This is a genomic window from Verrucosispora sp. TAA-831 (assembly GCF_050780145.1).
Lineage (GTDB): Bacteria > Actinomycetota > Actinomycetes > Mycobacteriales > Micromonosporaceae > Micromonospora.
In genome coordinates this window covers 3,973,521-3,991,246 of record NZ_CP192240.1, presented here as the reverse complement: position 1 = coordinate 3,991,246, position 17,726 = coordinate 3,973,521, and the positions used below count along the sequence as shown (strand labels likewise).

Genomic DNA, 17,726 nt, shown 5'->3' with positions numbered 1-17,726 from the left:
GCTGACGCCGGATGCCCACCCGTTTCCCCGTCGGACGGTCACCGACCCGAGGCGAGGGGCGGTCCGGATGTCAACGGCGCAGCAACGCGTCCGAGACCTTGAGGTGCGAGATCACCTCTTCGATCTCCGGCGGTCCCTCGACGTAGTCACCGGCCTTGAGGCGCTGAGACTGCACCCGGTACTGCTCCTGTAGGGCGGCCAGACGCTGGGTTGCCTGGATGGCCACGCAGTCGCCGACCGGATCGCCCGGCATTTCGGGCACCGTCACGGCCGGGCAGTCCACACCGAACTGCGCCGGAGCGTGGCCTCGCGGTGAGAACCAGTCGTTGTACGCGCACGCACCGCCCAGCGTCTCCGGCCGGCACGCGTCGTACGCCTTCAGTGCGCCCGCCATCGCCTCGGCGAGGTGATCGGAATCGCCGGTACCCGGCAGGGTGAACGCGCCCGGGAGGTGCTGTCCGCCGAAGAGCAGGCTGTTCAGCGTCTCATTGGTGCGCAGCGCCTTGGCCCAACCGACCTGGCTGTACGCCTGCAGGAGCAGCAGGGTGTCGTTGAGCTTCGTGTACGCCCGAGCGAGCGGGGTCGCCGGAGAGTTCAGGTCGGTGAGCACCCGCTGGTAGTAGTACTTCTGCCGACCGTGCAGGGCTGCGGTGGCCCGCAGCCAGGCGTCGTCCTCGCTGGCGGCGACGTTCGAGATCTGGGCGTGCCGTTCCACGCCCGTCCGCAGGCCGCTCGCCCAGAGGTTGGACACCGCCTCGTCGGGGGCGATGCTCCGGCCGGACCCGGTCTTGGAGTTGTACCACTCGACCTTGCCGGCGGAGCCGACGTGGACCAGTCTGCGTGCCTCCCGCCACTCGCCACCCGGCCACTGGACGTGCAGCCGGATGGTGACCCGTACGTCGGCGGTGGTGCCGGTCTCGTAACCGGCCTCGTAGTACTCCTGGTTCTCGTAGACAGCGTCGAAGCAGGTCTTGAACGACGGCTGCGCCGCCTGCGGCAACAGGGTGTACGCGGTGTGGTACGAGTGCGGCAGGTTCGCCGTCACCCCGTTGCTCGGCACCGGCAGGGGCCTGGCATTGGTGGCGCAGGTGCGCATCGTGTCGACCGCCGCCACCCGACCCGGGGGTGCCTGGTTGGCGTGGCCGAACGGGTCGTACCTCCCGTTCATCCCGACCTCTTTGCGGATGTCGCCGAGCGCACCCGTGAGCGCCGTCAGGTCCGTCCCGTACGACTGGGTCAGCTTGGTGAACAGGGTATTGGTGCCACCGGCTTCGGTGGGACCGCTGAAGCTGCGGGCGACCGTCAGGATGTCCTGGCCGGTGTTCTGCAGGTCGATCGCCCGCTGCGGTGTGCCGGTGCGGGCGAATGCGGCGTTCTGCTCGGTCATCGCGATGTAGGCGCGGGAGGCGGCCGACCACACCCCGGCGTTCGGAACGCCGAAGCCGGTCTGCACGGTGGGCATCGGGAACTGGGGGTCGTACCCGCGGGCCAGCCGGGCGAGCAGCAGCATCGAGCCGTTCGGCGTGTGGGTCCTCACCCCGTCCACGCCGAGGGAGCCGACATCCTTGGTGGTGACGGCGAGCCCGCTGGCGGCCGACTTCTCCTTGCCGTAGTGGAAGAAGGCGGAGACCGCCGGCCAGTAGAAATCGAAGTTGTCCAGCGGGCGGCCGGATTTCGCCTCGTACCCGAGATAGGTCTCGGCCTGCAACTTGAAGTCGTGCATCGCGTTCTCCTCGAACGCGGCGTGGGTACTGACCGCCAACGCGCTGACCTTGGCGTCGAGCCCCAGCAGGATGGACTGGATCGAGTCGAGGCGGGCGCGGACGTCGCGGATGTCGCCCCGGAGCCGGTCGAACTGGACCAGCATCTCGTCGAAGATGACGACCAACGCCTGCTCGATCGCGTCGAACCGGACCTCCATCCGGGTGCCCAGCTCCCGCATCTCCTGACGCATGGCGGCGATCTGGTCGAGGATCATCTGTTCCGGGCTGGGACCGCTGCCGAAGAAGACCGACGTGAGTGACATCGCGGCGCCGAGCAGGTTGCCGGCGAGAGCAGCGGTCCCGATCGAGCTGAGCGCCTCGAAGACGTCCAGGCCGGCGACCTTCGGGATGTACTCGTTGATGGCGGTCGCGATCGTCAGCGCCGCGCCGCCGACCGTGGAGATCTCCTTGGCCGCCTTCTTGTCCGCGAACCCGATCAGGGTGGCGACGAAGTTCAGCGCGGCGCCGGCGCCGTCGATGGCGACCTGCCGGTCCTCGGCCTCGGACAGGGCCCGGGTGTAGTCCGCCGGGGTCGGCTTGGGCCCGGGGCCGACTGGATACTTCACCGACATCCGCGCCAGCTCCTCGCGGAGCGCCTCGGTGTCGGCGTTGATCCGTGCGAAGCCCTGCCGCGCCATGTCGAGCAGCTCCGTGGTGGACGCCCGCTGCTGGGACATCATCTGGTTGAGCGCCTCGGCGTTGATGAAGGAGGCGAGCAGCGGATCGGCGAGCATCTCGCCCCACGTGGCGTTCAGCCGGATGCCGACCCGGGCGCCGATGAACCCGTCCCAGGCCTCGGCGAAGGCCGGATCCTGCTGCCCGAGTCGGGTGATCTCGCCCCACTCCCGGTCCTGCACGGTGTAGAACCGTTCCAGGTACAGGTAGTTCTGGTAGGCGCCGGTCACCTGATGCCGGTAGAGCTGTTCGGAGGCGAGTTGGTCACCCCAGGTGCTCTCCAGCAGCACCCGCAGGGCGGGGGCGACGAAGCTGACCCCCGGGAGCCCGGAGATCGCCTCGATTCCCTTGATCACATAGCTGTATGCGGTCGACTCTGTGCTCGGCATGCCGGCGTACTCGTTGCTGACCGCGGTGTTGAACCGGATGATCATGTCTCGGAGCTGGGCGGCGGTCGCCTGCGGATGGCTCGCCCGCCAGTCCCGCAGTGCGGCCGAGACGATCATGTCCTGGATGCCCTGCTGGCCCCGGTCGTGAATCCGCATGTGCAGCGAGAAGAGACGGTCGCGGGCCTGTTGCGGGTCCCAGTCGCCGGTGTCGTCGGCGCGGGCGACGACGGCGCTGCCGAGGAGCAGCGAGAGGACGGTGACGAAGACGACGGCGAGCCGTCGCCGCAGGGCGGTGCCTTTTCTCATGCTGACGCGCGACGGCGGGATCTTGCCGCCGGCCCACGTGGTGGGTGACACGTTCACTTCCCCAATCTGCTGTGGACAGCGTCGACCGCACATGGTCGGTGCGGCCGGACGCGAACGTCCCACCGTGACGGCCGGTGCTGCGAGACTGATGGGAAGTCACTGGGAAGCGGTCGGCACGAGCCCTTCGTCGACGAGCAGGCCGGTCAGGCCGGACCAGGTCAGACCGGTGCCGCGAGCGCGAGCGGCCCGGTAGTCGGCCGGGTCCATGGCGGCGGCCACGGCGGCGGTGTTGCCGGGCGCGTCATGCGGATCCATCTGCTCCGGGTGGTAACCGATGCTCGCGCCGAGGGTCTCGACGGCGCCGAGCAGCACCGCCCCCGTACCGGCCCGGCCGGTGCGGCCGAGCGCGCCCGCCACCGAGTGCACCAGGGCCAGCCAGCTCGACCGGTCGTGCCGGGGGTCCGCCTCCCGGAGAATGTCGGTCAGGATGTGCAGCGCCCGGTCCGGCTCACCGAGGTCCACACTGACCTTGGCCTGCATCCACGCCGAGGAGAGCATTGCCCACTGATGACCGCAGGAGCGGGCCAGTGTGTTGGCCCGCGCCAACTCGTCGCGCGCCCGGGGAAGGTCACCGCAGGCGCGGCTGAGCTGACTCCGGACGGTCAGCGCCTCGGCCTGCGCCCACGGTTCGCCGACCAGGTCCGCCAACCGCACCGCCTGGTCGGCCAGGGGAAGGGCACCGGGGACGTCGCCGCCGATGGCGGTCACCGATGCCAGGTAGATCACGGCGGTCGTGTGCGGGTGCCGGGCACCGACCTGGGCGCACAGTCGCGCGGACTCACCCAACGCGGCCACGCTACCGTGGTGGTCACCGCTGAGGTAGGCACAGCCACCGATCGCCATCAACAGCCGGGCCCGAGCCAGCGTCCACTCCGCCGAGCCGGACGCGGCCCCGTCCGCACGCGCGTCCAGCGCGGAAAGGGTACGACCGCCCCAACGGAGCCCTTCCGCGATCTGGCCGGTCCGGTACCAGAACCAGGCGAGCGCGCCGCAGATCCGCGCCGCGAGCAACACCTCGTCGGCGGCCAGTGCGGACGTCAGCGCGGCCCGGATGTTGTCGCGTTCCGCGCTGAGCCGCGACAGCCATCCGGTACCGTCGGCGGTCGGCAGCCGTTGTTCTCCGATCTCGACCAACCCGAGCAGCCACCGTCGGTGTCGCGCCGACGCCCGGTCCCGTTCCGCCTCGGTGAGCGCCGCGTTCGCGTACTGGCGAACCAGCTCCAACATCCGATAACGGCGCGGGGTGGTGTCGGGATCGGCGGTAACCAGCGATTTGCGGACCAGCGCCAGTAGGACCGGCACCGGGTCGGGCACCTCGCCGTCGCCGCTGACCTGCCGGACGGCGTCCAGGTCGAAAGCCCCGTCGAAGACGGCGAGCTGTCGAAACAATGTCTGCTCAGGCCTGGTGAGTAGTTGGTAGCTCCAGTCGATCGCGTTTCGGACGGTGGCGTGCCGGTGGTCCTCGTCGGGCGACCCGCTACCGAGCAGAGCGAGCCGGTCGTCCAGTTGAAAAGCGATCTCCCGCAGGGACAGCGCCCGGCACTGGGCGGCGGCCAACTCGATCGCCAGGGGCAGACCGTCGAGGTCGCGGCAGACCTGCGCGGCCAAGAGCCGGTCTGGCCCTTTGCCCGGATGCGTCAAGGTGGCTGCGGCGATTCGATCCGACAGCAACTCGACGGCGTCGTCCAGGCCGAGCGGCGCCAGCTCCATGACCGCCTCACCGGGTACGCCGAGCGGTTGCCGGCCGGTGACGACCAGGCGTAGCCCCAGACACCCTCCGAGCAGGGTACGGGCCAGGTCGGCGACCGCCGCGACGAGATGCTCGGCATTGTCGACCACCAGCAGCGCCTTCCGGTCGGCGAGCCGCTGAGCGAGGTGCTCGGCCGTGCTCACGCCCGGCAGCGCGAAGACGTCCGACACCGCACGGACGACCTCGGTGGGATCGTGCAGACTGGCCAGCTCGACGAGCCACGGACCGTCCGGGTCGGTCCGTTCCCGGCAGTGCTCCAACACCAGCCGCGTCTTGCCGACCCCACCCGGCCCGACGACCGTGACCAGACGATGACCGGTGACCGCCAGTCCGAGGGTCGCCAGCTCGCCGCGTCGGCCGATGAAGGACGACAGCCCGGCCGGCACGTTGCGTCGGGGTGGTGCCACGTCCGGCAACCTGCGGGACGGCGTCGGTCGCGGATCGAGGGACGTGTCGTTGCGAAGGACCTCAGCCTCCAACCGGCGCAACCCCGGGCCGGGGTCCACACCGAGCTCGGACACGATGCGCTCACGGGCCCGACGCAGGGCGGCGAGCGCGTCTCCCTGCCGTCCGGCCCGGTACAACGCCAGCACCAGCAACTCCCAGCCCCGCTCACGCAACGGCTCGTCGAGTACGAGCGCCTCCAGGTCGCCGACGGCACTCTCATGGTTGCCGCCGGCAAGCACCGCCGCCAGGCGCTGTTCGCGGGCCATGGCGTGCAGTGCGTCGAGCCGCGCCACCTCGGTCACGGCGAACTCGGAGTCGACGAAGTCGGCGTAGGCCGGACCTCGCCACAATGTCAGCGCCTCGTCGAGCACCGCCGTCGCGGCGTCGTGGTCGCCGGCCGAGGTGTGCCGGTCGCCGCGCATCACCAGAGCGGTGAACCGTTCCGCGTCGACGAGACCGGCCGGCACCCGCAGCGCGTACCCCGGGCCTTCCCTGACCACCACCTGCGCCGCAGTGCGGGCCGCCCGGCCTGGTTCCAGGGCCCGCCGCAGACTCGCCACGTAGCCGAAGAGGGTCGCCTGCGTCGGGGTGACGGCGTCGTCCCAGACCTGTTCCATCAACCGGTCAGTGGGAACGATCCGACCGCGCGCCGCGACCAGACAGGCGAGGACCTTGCGTTGGCGGAATCCGCCGAGGTCGACGGGGACCCCGTTCAGTCTCGCCTGCAGGGGGCCCAGCACCCCGAACTCAAGACGTGGTGGCACTTCCCGACAACCTCCACCGGTCGACCATTCCGAACCAAGATCATCATCGATGGTCGACCGTATCACGGGTTTCCACCCGTCGGTCGACACGTGTGAGGTGTCGAGGGGCTGAAGCGTAACCCATAAGTTACGCTTCATTCGTGGACGAGGTGGCTGCGGCGATCGCCGACCCGGTGCGCCGGGAGATCCTGCTGATGCTGCGCGGCGAGTCGCTCTCGGCCGGGCAGATCGCCGACCGGTTCGTGATCAGCCGACCGGCGGTCAGTCGTCACCTGCGCGTGCTGCGGGAGGCCGGTCTGGTGCGCGACACGCCCGACGGACGTCGACGGGTCTACGCCCTGACCACCGCGCCCCTCGACGAACTGGTCGGGTGGTTGGGGCGGCTGATGCGCCCGCCCCGATGGCAGCAGCACCTCGACGCGTTGGAGACCGAGGTCTTCCGCACCCGCCGCGAGCGGCGCACCACCACGACCGCGCAGCACCCATCGACGAGGGAGACCGCGTGACACCGACCCCGACCGGCCGACTGTTCGACCGCGACCTCGTGCTCACCCGCACGTTCCGCGCACCCATCGCCGACGTCTGGGCGAGCCTCACCGAGTCGTCACGGACGGCGCGCTGGTTCGGCCCGTGGCGGGGTGACGCGGGGCCCGGCCGCACGATCGAGGTGCAGATGGCGTACGAGGAGGACGCGCCCTGGATGGACATGACCATCGAGGCGTGCGAACCGCCGAACCGACTCACGGTCTCCGCGGTGGACGAGGACGGCAGTTGGCATCTGGACATGGCGCTGTCCGAGAGCGCGGGCGTGACCGAGCTGCGGTTCACCCACCACCTGACCGCCACCGACCACGTCGGCGAGTCCGGGTCGGGGTGGGAGTACTACCTCGACGCGCTGGTGGCCGCACACACCGGTCGGCCGAGGCCGAACTTCGACGACTACTACCCGGCGATGAAGGAGCACTTCGAAGCGCAGCGATGAGCAGCTTCCGGCGCGGGTGCTCCGCTCTGCCAGGACACGTTTTCCCGAGATGTCATGACATCGGCGGCTTCGCCGACCCATGACGGCGGCGAGTGGGTCGACAATCCTCCATGGACTGGCGATCGGAGTCGCCTGGGGGAGGGTGCGGGATGAGTGGACCGGCCGGGCAGGCGCAGGCGGCTCTGGCCCGGTTCGTCGACGACCTCAAACGCCTGCGGCAACACTGCGGATCCCCGTCGCTGAACACCCTGGTGGCCGTGTCGACGGCGCTGGGGTCACCGCTGGCCCGCTCCACCCTCAGCGACAAGCTCAACGCGAAGTCGTTGCCCGAGTGGCCGTTCGTCGTCTCCTACGTCACCACCTGCCTGGCCCACGCCGAGCGGGCCGGGATCCCGGTGCCCGCCGAGATGGCGGAGCTGAGCCGCTGGGACGCGGCGCACTGGCGGCTGTTACGCACCGTCGACGCCGGTCGCGCGGAGGACCGCCTCCGAGCCGCCGCCCGCACGCAGCTCGCCCGGCGCGCCGAGGACACCACCGTCGGGACGGCTCCGCCGGTGACACCCCGGCAGCTCCCGGCGGCGGTACCCGGGTTCGTGGGACGCCGTACGGTGCTCGCCGAGCTGGCGGCGCTGCCGGCACACCGGCACGCTGCGCCGGGCACCGTGCCGGTGGCGCTGCTCAGCGGTACGGCCGGCGTCGGCAAGACGGCGCTGGCACTGCACTGGGCACACCAGGTCGCCGACCGCTTCCCCGACGGGCAGCTCTACGTCGACCTGCGCGGGTTCGACCCGGACGGGCCGGTACCGGAACCGGCGGAGGTGCTGCGGGAGTTCCTGGAGGCGTTCGGGGTCTCCGCGCCCCGCATCCCGGCGGGTCTGTCCGGCCGCTCCGGGCTGTTCCGCAGCCTGCTGGCCGACCGGCAGGTCCTGGTGCTGCTCGACAACGCCCGCGACGCCGCGCAGGTGCGTCCCCTGCTGCCCAACTCGCCCGGATGCCTGGTGCTGGTGACCAGCCGTAACCACCTGCCGGGACTGGTCGGCATCGAGGCCGCCCGACCGTTCGTCCTCGAACCGCTGTCGCCGCCGGAGGCGTACGAACTGCTCGCGGTCCGGCTCGGTCCGCAGCGGCTGGCCGACGAGCCGCACGCGGCGGCACGGATCGTCGCGGCGGCGACCGGACTACCCCTGGCGTTGGCCATCGTGGCGGGACGGGCCGCCACCCGGGTCGGCCTCAGCCTCGGCCACCTCGCCGACGAGCTGGCCGAGCCGGGACGCCTCGACGGATTCACCGGCGGCGACCGGACCCTCGACATCCGGGCGGTCTTCTCCTGGTCGTACCGAGGTCTCGACGCGACCACCGCATCAGCGTTCCGCCTGCTGGGGCTGCATCCCGGACCGGAGGTCACCGGCGCGGCGCTGGCCAGTCTCGCCGACCTGTCCGCCACCCGGGCCGGGCGGACGCTGGCGGCCCTCGCCGACGCGAACCTGGTCTCCGAGCCACGACCCGGCCGGTACGCCCTGCACGACCTGCTGCACGCCTACGCGGCCGAGCAGACGACCGGACACGACCCCGACCCGGTACGCCGGGAGGCGCTCGGTCGTCTCCTCGACCACTATCTGCACACCGCGTACGCCGCGGCCCTGCTCCTGTACGACCACCGCGACCCGATCAGCCTCGTCCCGGCGCGCGTCGGGGCGGTGGTCGACCCGCCGACCGACCGGGCCGGGGCCTGGCACTGGCTCGCCCGGGAACACCGGGTGCTGCTCGCGCTCGTCGCCCTCGCCGCACATCACGGCTTCGACACGCACGCCTGGCAGCTCGCCTGGACCGTCAACACCTACCTGGACCGCATCGGCGCCTGGTCGGAGCAGTTGGTCGTGCAGGAGCTGGCGTTGGTCGCCGCGGCGAGGGTGGGCGACCGGGACGGTCAGGCCCGTGCCCACCGCAACCGGGCCGTGGCCTGCCTGCGGCGCGAGGACCACGAGCAGGCCCGGTCCCATCTGGACGCCTCGTTGGCGCTCTACACCGCCCTCGGCGACGCGGTCGGCAGCGCCCGGGTCCATCTCAACCTCGGCATCCTGGCCGAGCGTGAGGGGCGACTGCGCGACGCCCTCGACCAGGCACGGCAGGCGCTGGAGCTGTTCACCGCGGCGGGGAACGTCAGCGGTCGGGCCAACGCGCTGAACAACATCGGCTGGTACCACAGCCAGCTCGGCGACTACCCGCAGGCGTTGGCGCACTGCCAGCAGGCGTTGGCGCTGCAACAGCAGGTCGGCAACCGGTACTGGCAGGCGCACACCTGGGACAGCCTCGGCTACGTGCACTTCCGGCTGGACCGGCAGCCGCAGGCGATCCGGTGCTATCACCGGGCGCTGGCGCTGTGGCGGGAGGCGGCGGAACGGTACTTCGAGGCGACCACGCTGACCCACCTCGGCGACAGCCACCGTGCGGCCGGCGAGCCGGACTCGGCCCGTACCGCCTGGTGTCGGGCGCTGGAGATCCTGGAGCAACTCGACCACGCGGACGCCGCGCAGGTCCGGGCACGGTTGACCGCCGCGCCGGCCCGGTCGGCCTGACCGAGCCGGCGTGGATCGGCTGTGGGCGGCGGTCACCGCCACTGCGCGTAGTTGGTGAGAGCCTGCTGCGTCAGTCGGGTGACGACGCTGCTGGTGTGGACCGGTCCGGTGCCACCCACGCCGCTGCTCAGGATGCCCAGGGCGGTGAGCGTGGGCGGGCAGGGACAGGGCGGCTTCGGCCAGGGGAAGTCCAGTCGCGGCGGCAGCGGGCACCAGTCCTCCGGGTCGGGGGTGTAGGCGACAGGGCTGCCGTCCTGTCCGCCGCTGAAGCTGTGTGCCGCGTAGAGCTGCGTGGCGGTCTCGGCGCGGATGCGGTCGGTGCTCGCCCACTGCCCGGTCCGGTCCGCCGGATACCCGTGGGTGACGGTGCACGAGCCGGTCAGGGGCTGGGTGGTGGATCCGAGGTCGTACCAGCCGGTGCTGTTGCCGACGGCGCAGTTGAGCTGCACGGCCCCGTAGTCGTGGGCCGGGTCGCCGCCGCCGGGTGCGTAGATGGAGCCGGTCCAGTTCTGCGGGGCGAAGAGGCGGGTCGCCGCACACGAGCCGAAGGGCGCCGTCGTCCCGTTGTGCCCCGGGTACGCGACGATGTTCGTCCGCCAGCCACCGCTGGAACCTCCGGTGTGCACGCAGTGTCCGGCCGTCGCCACCGTTCGGGCGCTGATCATGAAGCCGGTGCACCTGCCGCCGGGGAACGTCAGCAGCACGGTGGCACTGGCGGGATACGTCGTGGTCGACGTGACCGGAACCCGGTTGTCCGGTCCGGCGCTCGTGGTGGCCGCCGCCGGTGCCGCCGCGAGGACCGTGGACGCGAGCGCCACGGCGGCCAGGGCGACGACCGCCCCACTTCTTCTCAGCATCGGATCTCCTTCGTCGGGGGGCGGTTGCCCGGTGTGCACGCCCACGGTGACCCGGTCGCCTGCTGTCCGGCCGGTTCCCGGACACCGGCCCGGCCGGACGACGGGGACCCGGTCGCGCGGCGTCGGCGGGTGCGGCTCTACAGCGGCGGTGTCGCCGGGACGGAGGTGCGACGTCGGCGGTGCGCGACGTCGAACAGGGCGATCGCCAGCAGGACCAGGTTGGCGCAGATCACCGCGAGCAGCGGGGTGAGCGCCAACGCGACCGGGGCCAGCGCGCCGAGAAGCGCGATGCCGGCCAGCAGCGGCCAGGCGACCCGGCCGAAGACCTCGTACTCGAAGCGGATCCGCCCGACGAGGAAGATCGCCGGTCCGCCGACGACGATGGCGAGCAGCTCCGGCTCGACCGTGCCGGTCGGCTCGGTGATGATCAGTTTGGCGCTGGCGGCGGCCGTCACCACCCCGCCGATCATCAGCAAATGGGTGTACGGCGCGGACCGCGCGAACCGGCCGGGTTCCCGGGCCTTCTCGATGGCCCGGGTCAACTGCGCGGCGGCCCGGTGCACGTAGATCCGGAACAGCAGCGTCGCGCTGGCGAACGCCATCACGATCGCCGCGGTCCGTTCGGCGGTGACCGGGTGCGCGCTGTACGTCAGGCCGGCGACCAGGATGATGTCGCCCAGGGCGATGATGAAGAACTGGTGGTACCGCTCGGCCATGTGTTCGGCGATCGGGTTGAACTGGGCCGCGCCGATCCGTCGCCGACCGGGGAACGGGTAGCCGAGCGCGAAGGCCAGGTAGTCGACGGCTGCCGCGCCGCCCCACCACCACAGGCGCGCCGTGCTGTCGGCGAGGGCACCGGCGATCCACGCGACGGCCGAGATCCCGAACCACGCCCAGATCCGGACCGCGCGTCGGCGCGGGATCGGCTCGTGCAACGTCAGGAAGAAGAGGAATCCTCGACCGAGGTGACTGGCCACGTAGGCCCCGGCGAAGATGGCCGCGCGGTCGGCGAACGCGGACGGCAGGGCGGCGGCCATCATCAACGCGCCGAACATGACGCCGATCGTCACCACCTGGATGACCCAGCTGTCCGGGTTGTAGAGGTCGGCGACCAGCGTGGTCAGCACCCACACCCACCAGACGGCGAGCAGGACGACGACGGCCTCGGCGACGCCCCGCCAGGTCAACTTGGTCACCAGGGTCTCGGACAGCAGCGCGAGCGCGACGACGAAGACGAGGTCGAAGAAGAGTTCCAGGAAGGTCGCCCGGCGCGGGGTGGCGGCACTGCGGAGCAGGCTGTTGGCGGAGGTCATCGCGGCACCCGGCCGCAGGCCGACGCCACCACCGCAGACTGTCCTCTGGTAACCATACGGGCTATATCGTAGGAATGTCCTGGTGGCCAGGTGCGTGGTCCGTGGAGTAGTGCCCCCTCTGCGTCCGAGGCCGGAGCGTCTCCGGATTGACCTTGCCCCAGGGGCCGGGCCCACGATGAGACGATCCACAGCGTCGGGCCGGAGGAGAACCATGAACGACGACCTCACCGCCGGTGAGTTCCAGATGATGACCGGCTTGTCGGCCAAGGCGCTGCGCCTGTACGCGGAGCGCGGCATCCTGGCCCCGGCGTCGGTCGACCCGCACTCCGGCTACCGGCAGTACGCGCGCTCGCAGGTGCGACACGGGATCATGGCGGACCTGCTGCGCCGTGCCCAGGTGCCACTGTCGGAGTTGGGCGAGGCCGCCGACTTCCCGTTCGCGCAGTGGCGCGACAGCGTCATGATGCGGCGCAGCTTCGAGGACTTCTTCCTCGCCGTCGCCGAGCGCATCGCCGGATTCGACCCGACCGACCTGACCGCCCACCGTCAGCACGCACCGAGCCTGGACTGGGTGGGCGTGATGCTGGATCTCGACATTCCCGACGACGTGGAGGGCACGATCGGGCGGATGTCCGAGATGGCCGCCGTCACGCCCGAGATCGACCAGGCGTTCGGTGCGGCCCTCGCCGACCTGGCGGTGCCACCGGCCGACCTCTGCTGGTCCGCCGCCCCGCAGTCGGCCGGGGCCGGTGCGGGGGCCGCCCGGATGCTGCTGGCCCGCCCCGGGCCCGCCGGCCTCGACGGGGCGTCCCGCGACCTGATCGAGGAGCGGGTGCGCGCCCGGACCGGCGAGTCGGTCCGCGTGGTGACCGGGACGCTGCCGCCCCGGCTGGAGATCACGTTCACCGCCACCGCGGTCGGCGACCTCTCGCCGGTCGACGAGGCGGCGGCCGGTTACCGGCACCTGCTCGCCTTCGGGGAGTTCACCACCCGGCACGGCCTGACCGCGTTGTCCCCGATGCCCCGGGAGGTCAGTCACGGCCCGTCGCTGTTCTCCGACGACCCCGAGCACCGCCCGGTGAGCGTCTTCGACGCCCGTCCCTGACGAATCCGACCACGGTCAGCGCAGACATCCATCGTCTGCTATATATGGGAACGCTTCCACAGGCGGTCGACGGACTCTGGTCCCGCCTGGGCACCCGTGACGTACCGACGGTCGGACGCCGGGTGCCCGGCGGCGGACCGCTGCCGTGGCGACCAACGGAGGACAGGCATGCGCACACTTCTCGCCGCGGTGACCGCCGCGCTGACGCTCGCCGCTACGGCCGGCAGCGTCCCGTCCGACGCCGCGAACGCCTCGCAACGCGGCTCCTGCACCCGACACATGCTGTTCTGCGAGGACTTCGAGCGCCTGCCGCGCGGCGGTGCCAGCAGCCTGAACTGGGGCATCGACACCCGCAACGGCACCCTGACGGTGGAACGCACCCACCGGGGCAACCAGGTGCTGCACGTACACACCGTCGACAACGGACGCGCCTTCCTACGCGTCGACGACTTCGCCGCACCGGGCAACCGCTTCTACGGCCGGATGCGGCTGCGCGTGGACGCCTTCCCGACCGCCCCCGACTGGGCGCACTTCACCCTCGTCGAGGCCACCGGCACCGGCAGCGCCGAGATCGTCCGACCGGTCGGCGGCCAGTACGCCCCCACCGTCCCCGGCATCTTCTGGGGCGTCGGTGCCGACGGCGGGCCCACCGGCGACTGGACCAACTGGCGCGAGTCCGCCCCGGTGGTGGAGGACACCTGGCAGTGCGTCGAGTGGAAGCTCGACCCGACCGACAACCGCGTCACGGTCTGGATCGACGGGGTGGCCAACCCGGAGCTGACCGCCTCCACCACCGAGCACGGCGGCAACGACGTGCCGTTCGTCCTGCCGACCGTGAACACCGTGAAGATCGGCTGGCAGCTCTATCAGGGCGGCACCACGCCGGGCGTCTTCGACCTCTGGATCGACGACATCGCGCTGTCCAGTCGACGCCTCGGCTGCTGACCGCCACCGTTGCGTGCAGGTCCGGTGGGAGTCCGGGTAGCCTCGGGCGGGTGCGGATCATCGCGTTCCTGGCAGTCCTCCTCGTCGTGCTGGCCGCCGTTGCGCTCATCGGAGCGGTGCTGACGGCCGGTGCCCGACGTCGCCGTCACGCTGCGCAGGTGTCGGCGCGGTGGACGGTGCGCCACTACGCCATCCCCGGTCGGGGGCACACCGTGGTCGGTGTCAGCCTCACCGACGCCGACGGTCGGATCCACGGTGAGAACGTCGTCGCCCGCATCCCGGACGGCGCTCCCGACTGGCAACGCGACTTCGTCGCGGCCCGGCAGGAGGCCGAGGAACGCGCGTTCCACCTCAACAGCGACCGCCCGCCGATGCTCGGGAGCTGACGCCGTCGGGTCTCGCGGGTGCGGCACCGGCGGCTGGGCTAGCCTGCCTGCTCATGGAGGCCACCGACGACCGTCTCGACCTGGTCGTCGACCCGGCCCGGCCCACCGGTCGCACGCTCCTGGCCGGTGGCGTCGAGCAGTCGTACGTGGATCTCGCCGACCCCACCTACCTGCACTTCGAGTACGTGCGCCGGATGGCCGCCGTGGCCGACCTCGCCGCACCGGCCGGTGATCCGCTCGACGTGCTGCACCTGGGCGGCGGCGCGTTGACCCTGCCGCGCTACGTCGCGGCGACCCGGCCCGGCTCGGCGCAGGTGGTCGTCGAGCGGGACCCGGCCGTGGTCGACCTGGTGACCCGGGAGCTTCCACTGCGGCAGCCCGGAGTCGAGATCCGGGTGGACGACGCGCGGCAGGCGGTCACCGCAGCGTCCGCCGACGGGTACGACCTGGTGTTCGCCGACATCTACCGGGCGGCCCGGATGCCGCCGCACGTGGCCACCGTGGCGTTCGCCGCCGAGATCGCCCGGCTGCTGCGGCCGGACGGCGTCTATCTGGTCAACGTCACCGACCTGCCGCCGCTGCTCCTGGCCCGGGTCCAGGCGGCCACCCTGCGCGCGGTCTTCGCCGACGTCTGCGTCGTCGCCGACCGGCGGATGCTGCGCGGCCGACGGTACGGCAACGTGGTGCTCGCGGCGGCCACCCGCCCGGGTCGGCTGCCGGTGACGCGCCTGGCGGCGCGGGCGCGGCGAGACCCGGTGCCGGGCGCGGTGCTGCACGGGCCGACGGTGGACGCCTTCGTCGGCGGCGTCCGACCGCGCACCGACGACACCGGGCGCTGAGCAGGCCGCCACACGTCCCGCTGACGCGTCGATCGCCTGGCCGACGCGGTGCTGGCGTTAGACTCGCCGGCCATGGGACGGATCGTCTTCAGCCTCAACCTCACCCTGGACGGTTGCGTCGACCACCAGGAGGGGATCGCCGACGACGAGACGCACGCCTACTTCACCGGCCTCATGGACGAGGGCGGAGCGATGCTGTGGGGTCGCGTCACCTACGAGATGATGGAGAGTTCCTGGCCGGCCGTCGCCCGTGGCGACGTGGAGGCGCCGCCGGCCCTGCGCGAGTGGGCGGTCAAGCTGGAGGCCAAGCCCAAGTACGTGGTGTCGTCGACGCGCACGGACTTCCCGTGGGCCAACAGCCACCACATCGCCGGCGATCTGCGTGCGGGCGTGCAGAAGCTCAAGGACGCGACCCCGGCCGGAGTCCTCCTCGGCAGCGGCAGGCTCGCGACCGCGCTCGACCGGTTGGACCTGATCGACGAGTACAAGCTGCTCGTCCATCCCCGGATCGCCGGTCACGGCCCGACGCTGTACCAGGACGGGCTGCCGGGTACGCGTCGACTCGAACTGCTCTCGGCGCAGCCGATGCGCAACGGCGCGGTGGCGCTGCACTACCGCCGCGCGCACTGAAGCCGGAGTCCATCGCCGCCACCGGCCACGTCGGGCGGGCCGGCGGGGCTTGCGGCGCGCACGTCGCCGAGTAGGTTCATCGACGTGGATCTGGAGGAGATCGCCGTCCGGCTCGGCGTACCCGTCGACGACGTCGCACGCGTCCACCGGCTCGCCGGTGACCGCCCGTCGGCCCCGTTGCCCGCGAAGGCCGACGCGCCCGCGCTCCTGGACCGGCTGGCGGTACGCCCGGACGACGCCGCCGAGATCTTGGCGGGCTGGCCCGATCCCGACTCGCCGCTGTGGACCCCGGAGCTGCGGTGGCTGCTCGACCGCTCGATCGCCCTGGTCCGCGCCGACCTCGGTGGGTACGACTGGCTGCCGCCGGGCCCGGAACTGCCCCGCGAGCGTGGCCCGGCCTGGCGGCACCTGTACGTGTACGCGTACCTGGCCCTGCTCGACGTGGTGCGGGCCTTCCACCGCGACCACGGCGTCCCCGACGCGGTGTCCTGGACGACCCTGGCGGACCTGGGCCGCAACCTCGCGATCGACCGGCGGATGCACCGTGAGGGCTGGCCGGTCATGCAGAGCTGGTTGACCCTGCACGCCCGGGGCGGCCTCTACGAGTTGGGCCGGTTGCAGCACCACCGTGGCGAGGGCAGCATCGGCCTGCACATCCCCGAGGCGGGGCCGCTGACGCCCCGGGCCGTCACCGACTCGCTCGACACGGCCCGTGCCTTCTTCCCGCGCCACTTCCCCGACGAGGAGTACGCGACGTTCTCCTGCGGCTCCTGGTTGCTCGATCCGCAACTGCGGGAGTACCTACCGGAGGACTCCCACATCGTCCGGTTCCAGCGCCGGTTCACCCTGGAGCCCTACGAGGAACCGGACGGGCTGGACGCCGACGTCGAGGTGCTGCGGTTCGTGTTCCGCAGCCTGAGCACGCCCGTGGACGAGCTGCCGCGCCGCACCGCGCTGCACCGCGCGATCGTCGACCACCTGCGCGCCGGTCGCCACTGGCACTGGCGTCGAGGCCACTTCCCGATCTAGGGCCGGGGCCATGACCGGGGCGTGTCCGGAGAACCTCGGTGTGGCTCGGGCGCTCTAGCCTGAGGGCATGTCCGGCTTACCAGCTTCGATCGAGGACACCGCAGAGGAGATCGGATTCGGCCGGGTGGAGCGGGCCTTCCGGCCGAGCTACTCGCTCAGCGTCTCCTCCGCCTTGTTCTTCCTCCTGTTGGGAGTGCTCTTCGGCGTCGCCACGACCGCGGTCACCACCACGGTCGGGATCGTGGTCATGGGCGGCCTGACCGGTGCGGCGGTGCTGCTCGCCGGATGGGGTGCGGTGGACACCCGGCGGCTGATCCGGCGCCGGTTCTATCTGTGCGACGGCGGCCTGTTGGCCGCCGAGAACCACACCCGACTCACCCACGCGATCGCCTGGGCAGACATCGCCGAGGTCTGGCGCTACCACCTCCGCATGTACAGCGAGAACGGCGCGACGACGATGCACCGCTGCCGGTTGCGGCTCACCGACGGCACGAGGGTCAACCTGGAGAAGCCGCCGCTGGTCGACGGTGCGGACCTGGGCGAGCAGGTGGAGCGCCGGGCGGCCTCGGCCCGCCTCCCGCAGGTGCTCGCCGAACTGACCTCGGCCGGCCGGGTCGAGTTCGGTCCGCTCACGGTGACCCCGGACGGGATCGCCTCGGCCGGCAGGTACGCGTCCTTCTCCGACATCGCCGTGGTGCGACTGCGTCGGGTCCGGCTCAAGATCTGGACCCGCGACGCCGCGAAGCCGGTCTCGGTCCTGGTCCGCCGGGTGCCGAACCTGTGGATGCTGGTACTCATCCTCCAACGCCACGGCGCGCCGACCGACATCGAGCTGTACCGGCCGGCCTGAGCACCGCGCGTCCACCGAGCCGAGCACGGCGGCCGACGGTGGCGCCCGTCCCGGTCAGCC

Annotated in this window: 14 protein-coding genes; 10 read left to right on the top strand and 4 right to left on the bottom strand. The window is 71.7% G+C overall.

Going from position 1 to position 17,726, the window contains the following annotated elements:
• Positions 1–70: 70 nt before the first annotated feature.
• Both ACQVFL_RS17920 and ACQVFL_RS17915 read right to left on the bottom strand, forming a co-directional pair.
• On the bottom strand, positions 71–3,184 hold the full coding sequence (locus ACQVFL_RS17920) for a hypothetical protein (RefSeq protein WP_396694667.1): 3,114 nt from the start codon (positions 3,182–3,184) through the stop codon (positions 71–73).
• Positions 3,185–3,289: 105 nt separating this feature from the next.
• Complete coding sequence (locus tag ACQVFL_RS17915) at positions 3,290–6,154, bottom strand: BTAD domain-containing putative transcriptional regulator (protein ID WP_431727063.1); 2,865 nt, start codon at positions 6,152–6,154, stop codon at positions 3,290–3,292.
• 140 nt (positions 6,155–6,294) lie between these two features.
• On the opposite strand from ACQVFL_RS17915, the gene ACQVFL_RS17910 reads away from it, so the two are divergent.
• From ACQVFL_RS17910 to ACQVFL_RS17900, 3 genes are all read left to right on the top strand, one after another.
• Complete coding sequence (locus ACQVFL_RS17910; protein WP_396694671.1) at positions 6,295–6,660, top strand: metalloregulator ArsR/SmtB family transcription factor; 366 nt, start codon at positions 6,295–6,297, stop codon at positions 6,658–6,660.
• Positions 6,657–7,136, top strand: a complete 480-nt coding sequence (locus ACQVFL_RS17905; protein ID WP_431727062.1) for an SRPBCC family protein — start codon at positions 6,657–6,659, stop codon at positions 7,134–7,136. Before ACQVFL_RS17910 ends, ACQVFL_RS17905 begins: the two co-directional genes overlap by 4 nt.
• Before the next feature lie 149 nt (positions 7,137–7,285).
• Positions 7,286–9,712 (top strand): ATP-binding protein, encoded by a 2,427-nt coding sequence (locus tag ACQVFL_RS17900; protein WP_431727061.1) that lies wholly within the window; start codon positions 7,286–7,288, stop codon positions 9,710–9,712.
• A gap of 32 nt (positions 9,713–9,744) precedes the next feature.
• Here the strand turns inward: ACQVFL_RS17900 and ACQVFL_RS17895 are convergent, their stop codons facing one another.
• Complete coding sequence (locus tag ACQVFL_RS17895; protein WP_396694677.1) at positions 9,745–10,569, bottom strand: trypsin-like serine peptidase; 825 nt, start codon at positions 10,567–10,569, stop codon at positions 9,745–9,747.
• Between the two features lie 137 nt (positions 10,570–10,706).
• Positions 10,707–11,882 (bottom strand): low temperature requirement protein A, encoded by a 1,176-nt coding sequence (locus ACQVFL_RS17890; protein WP_431727060.1) that lies wholly within the window; start codon positions 11,880–11,882, stop codon positions 10,707–10,709.
• Between the two features lie 211 nt (positions 11,883–12,093).
• Between ACQVFL_RS17890 and ACQVFL_RS17885 the strand changes: the two genes are divergently transcribed.
• The 7 genes from ACQVFL_RS17885 (at position 12,094) to ACQVFL_RS17855 (ending at position 17,666) form a co-directional block, all read left to right on the top strand.
• Positions 12,094–12,987, top strand: coding sequence for a MerR family transcriptional regulator (locus ACQVFL_RS17885; RefSeq protein WP_396694681.1), 894 nt, complete (start codon positions 12,094–12,096; stop codon positions 12,985–12,987).
• Between the two features lie 168 nt (positions 12,988–13,155).
• Positions 13,156–13,932, top strand: a complete 777-nt coding sequence (locus ACQVFL_RS17880; RefSeq protein WP_396694683.1) for a hypothetical protein — start codon at positions 13,156–13,158, stop codon at positions 13,930–13,932.
• Positions 13,933–13,982: 50 nt separating this feature from the next.
• Positions 13,983–14,318, top strand: a complete 336-nt coding sequence (locus ACQVFL_RS17875; RefSeq protein WP_396694685.1) for a hypothetical protein — start codon at positions 13,983–13,985, stop codon at positions 14,316–14,318.
• Positions 14,319–14,371: 53 nt separating this feature from the next.
• Complete coding sequence (locus ACQVFL_RS17870) at positions 14,372–15,157, top strand: spermidine synthase (RefSeq protein WP_431727059.1); 786 nt, start codon at positions 14,372–14,374, stop codon at positions 15,155–15,157.
• Between the two features lie 72 nt (positions 15,158–15,229).
• Entirely contained in the window at positions 15,230–15,787 is a 558-nt protein-coding gene (locus tag ACQVFL_RS17865; protein ID WP_396694689.1) for a dihydrofolate reductase family protein, read from the top strand.
• An 84-nt stretch (positions 15,788–15,871) separates the two neighbouring features.
• Positions 15,872–16,816 carry an acyltransferase domain-containing protein gene (locus ACQVFL_RS17860; protein WP_431727058.1) on the top strand — a complete coding sequence of 315 codons (945 nt, stop codon included), beginning with the start codon at positions 15,872–15,874 and terminating at the stop codon, positions 16,814–16,816.
• Between the two features lie 67 nt (positions 16,817–16,883).
• The gene (locus ACQVFL_RS17855; RefSeq protein WP_396694693.1) at positions 16,884–17,666 is read left to right on the top strand and encodes a DUF6585 family protein; all 783 of its coding nucleotides are present in this window, start codon (positions 16,884–16,886) and stop codon (positions 17,664–17,666) included.
• Positions 17,667–17,726: the final 60 nt, after the last annotated feature.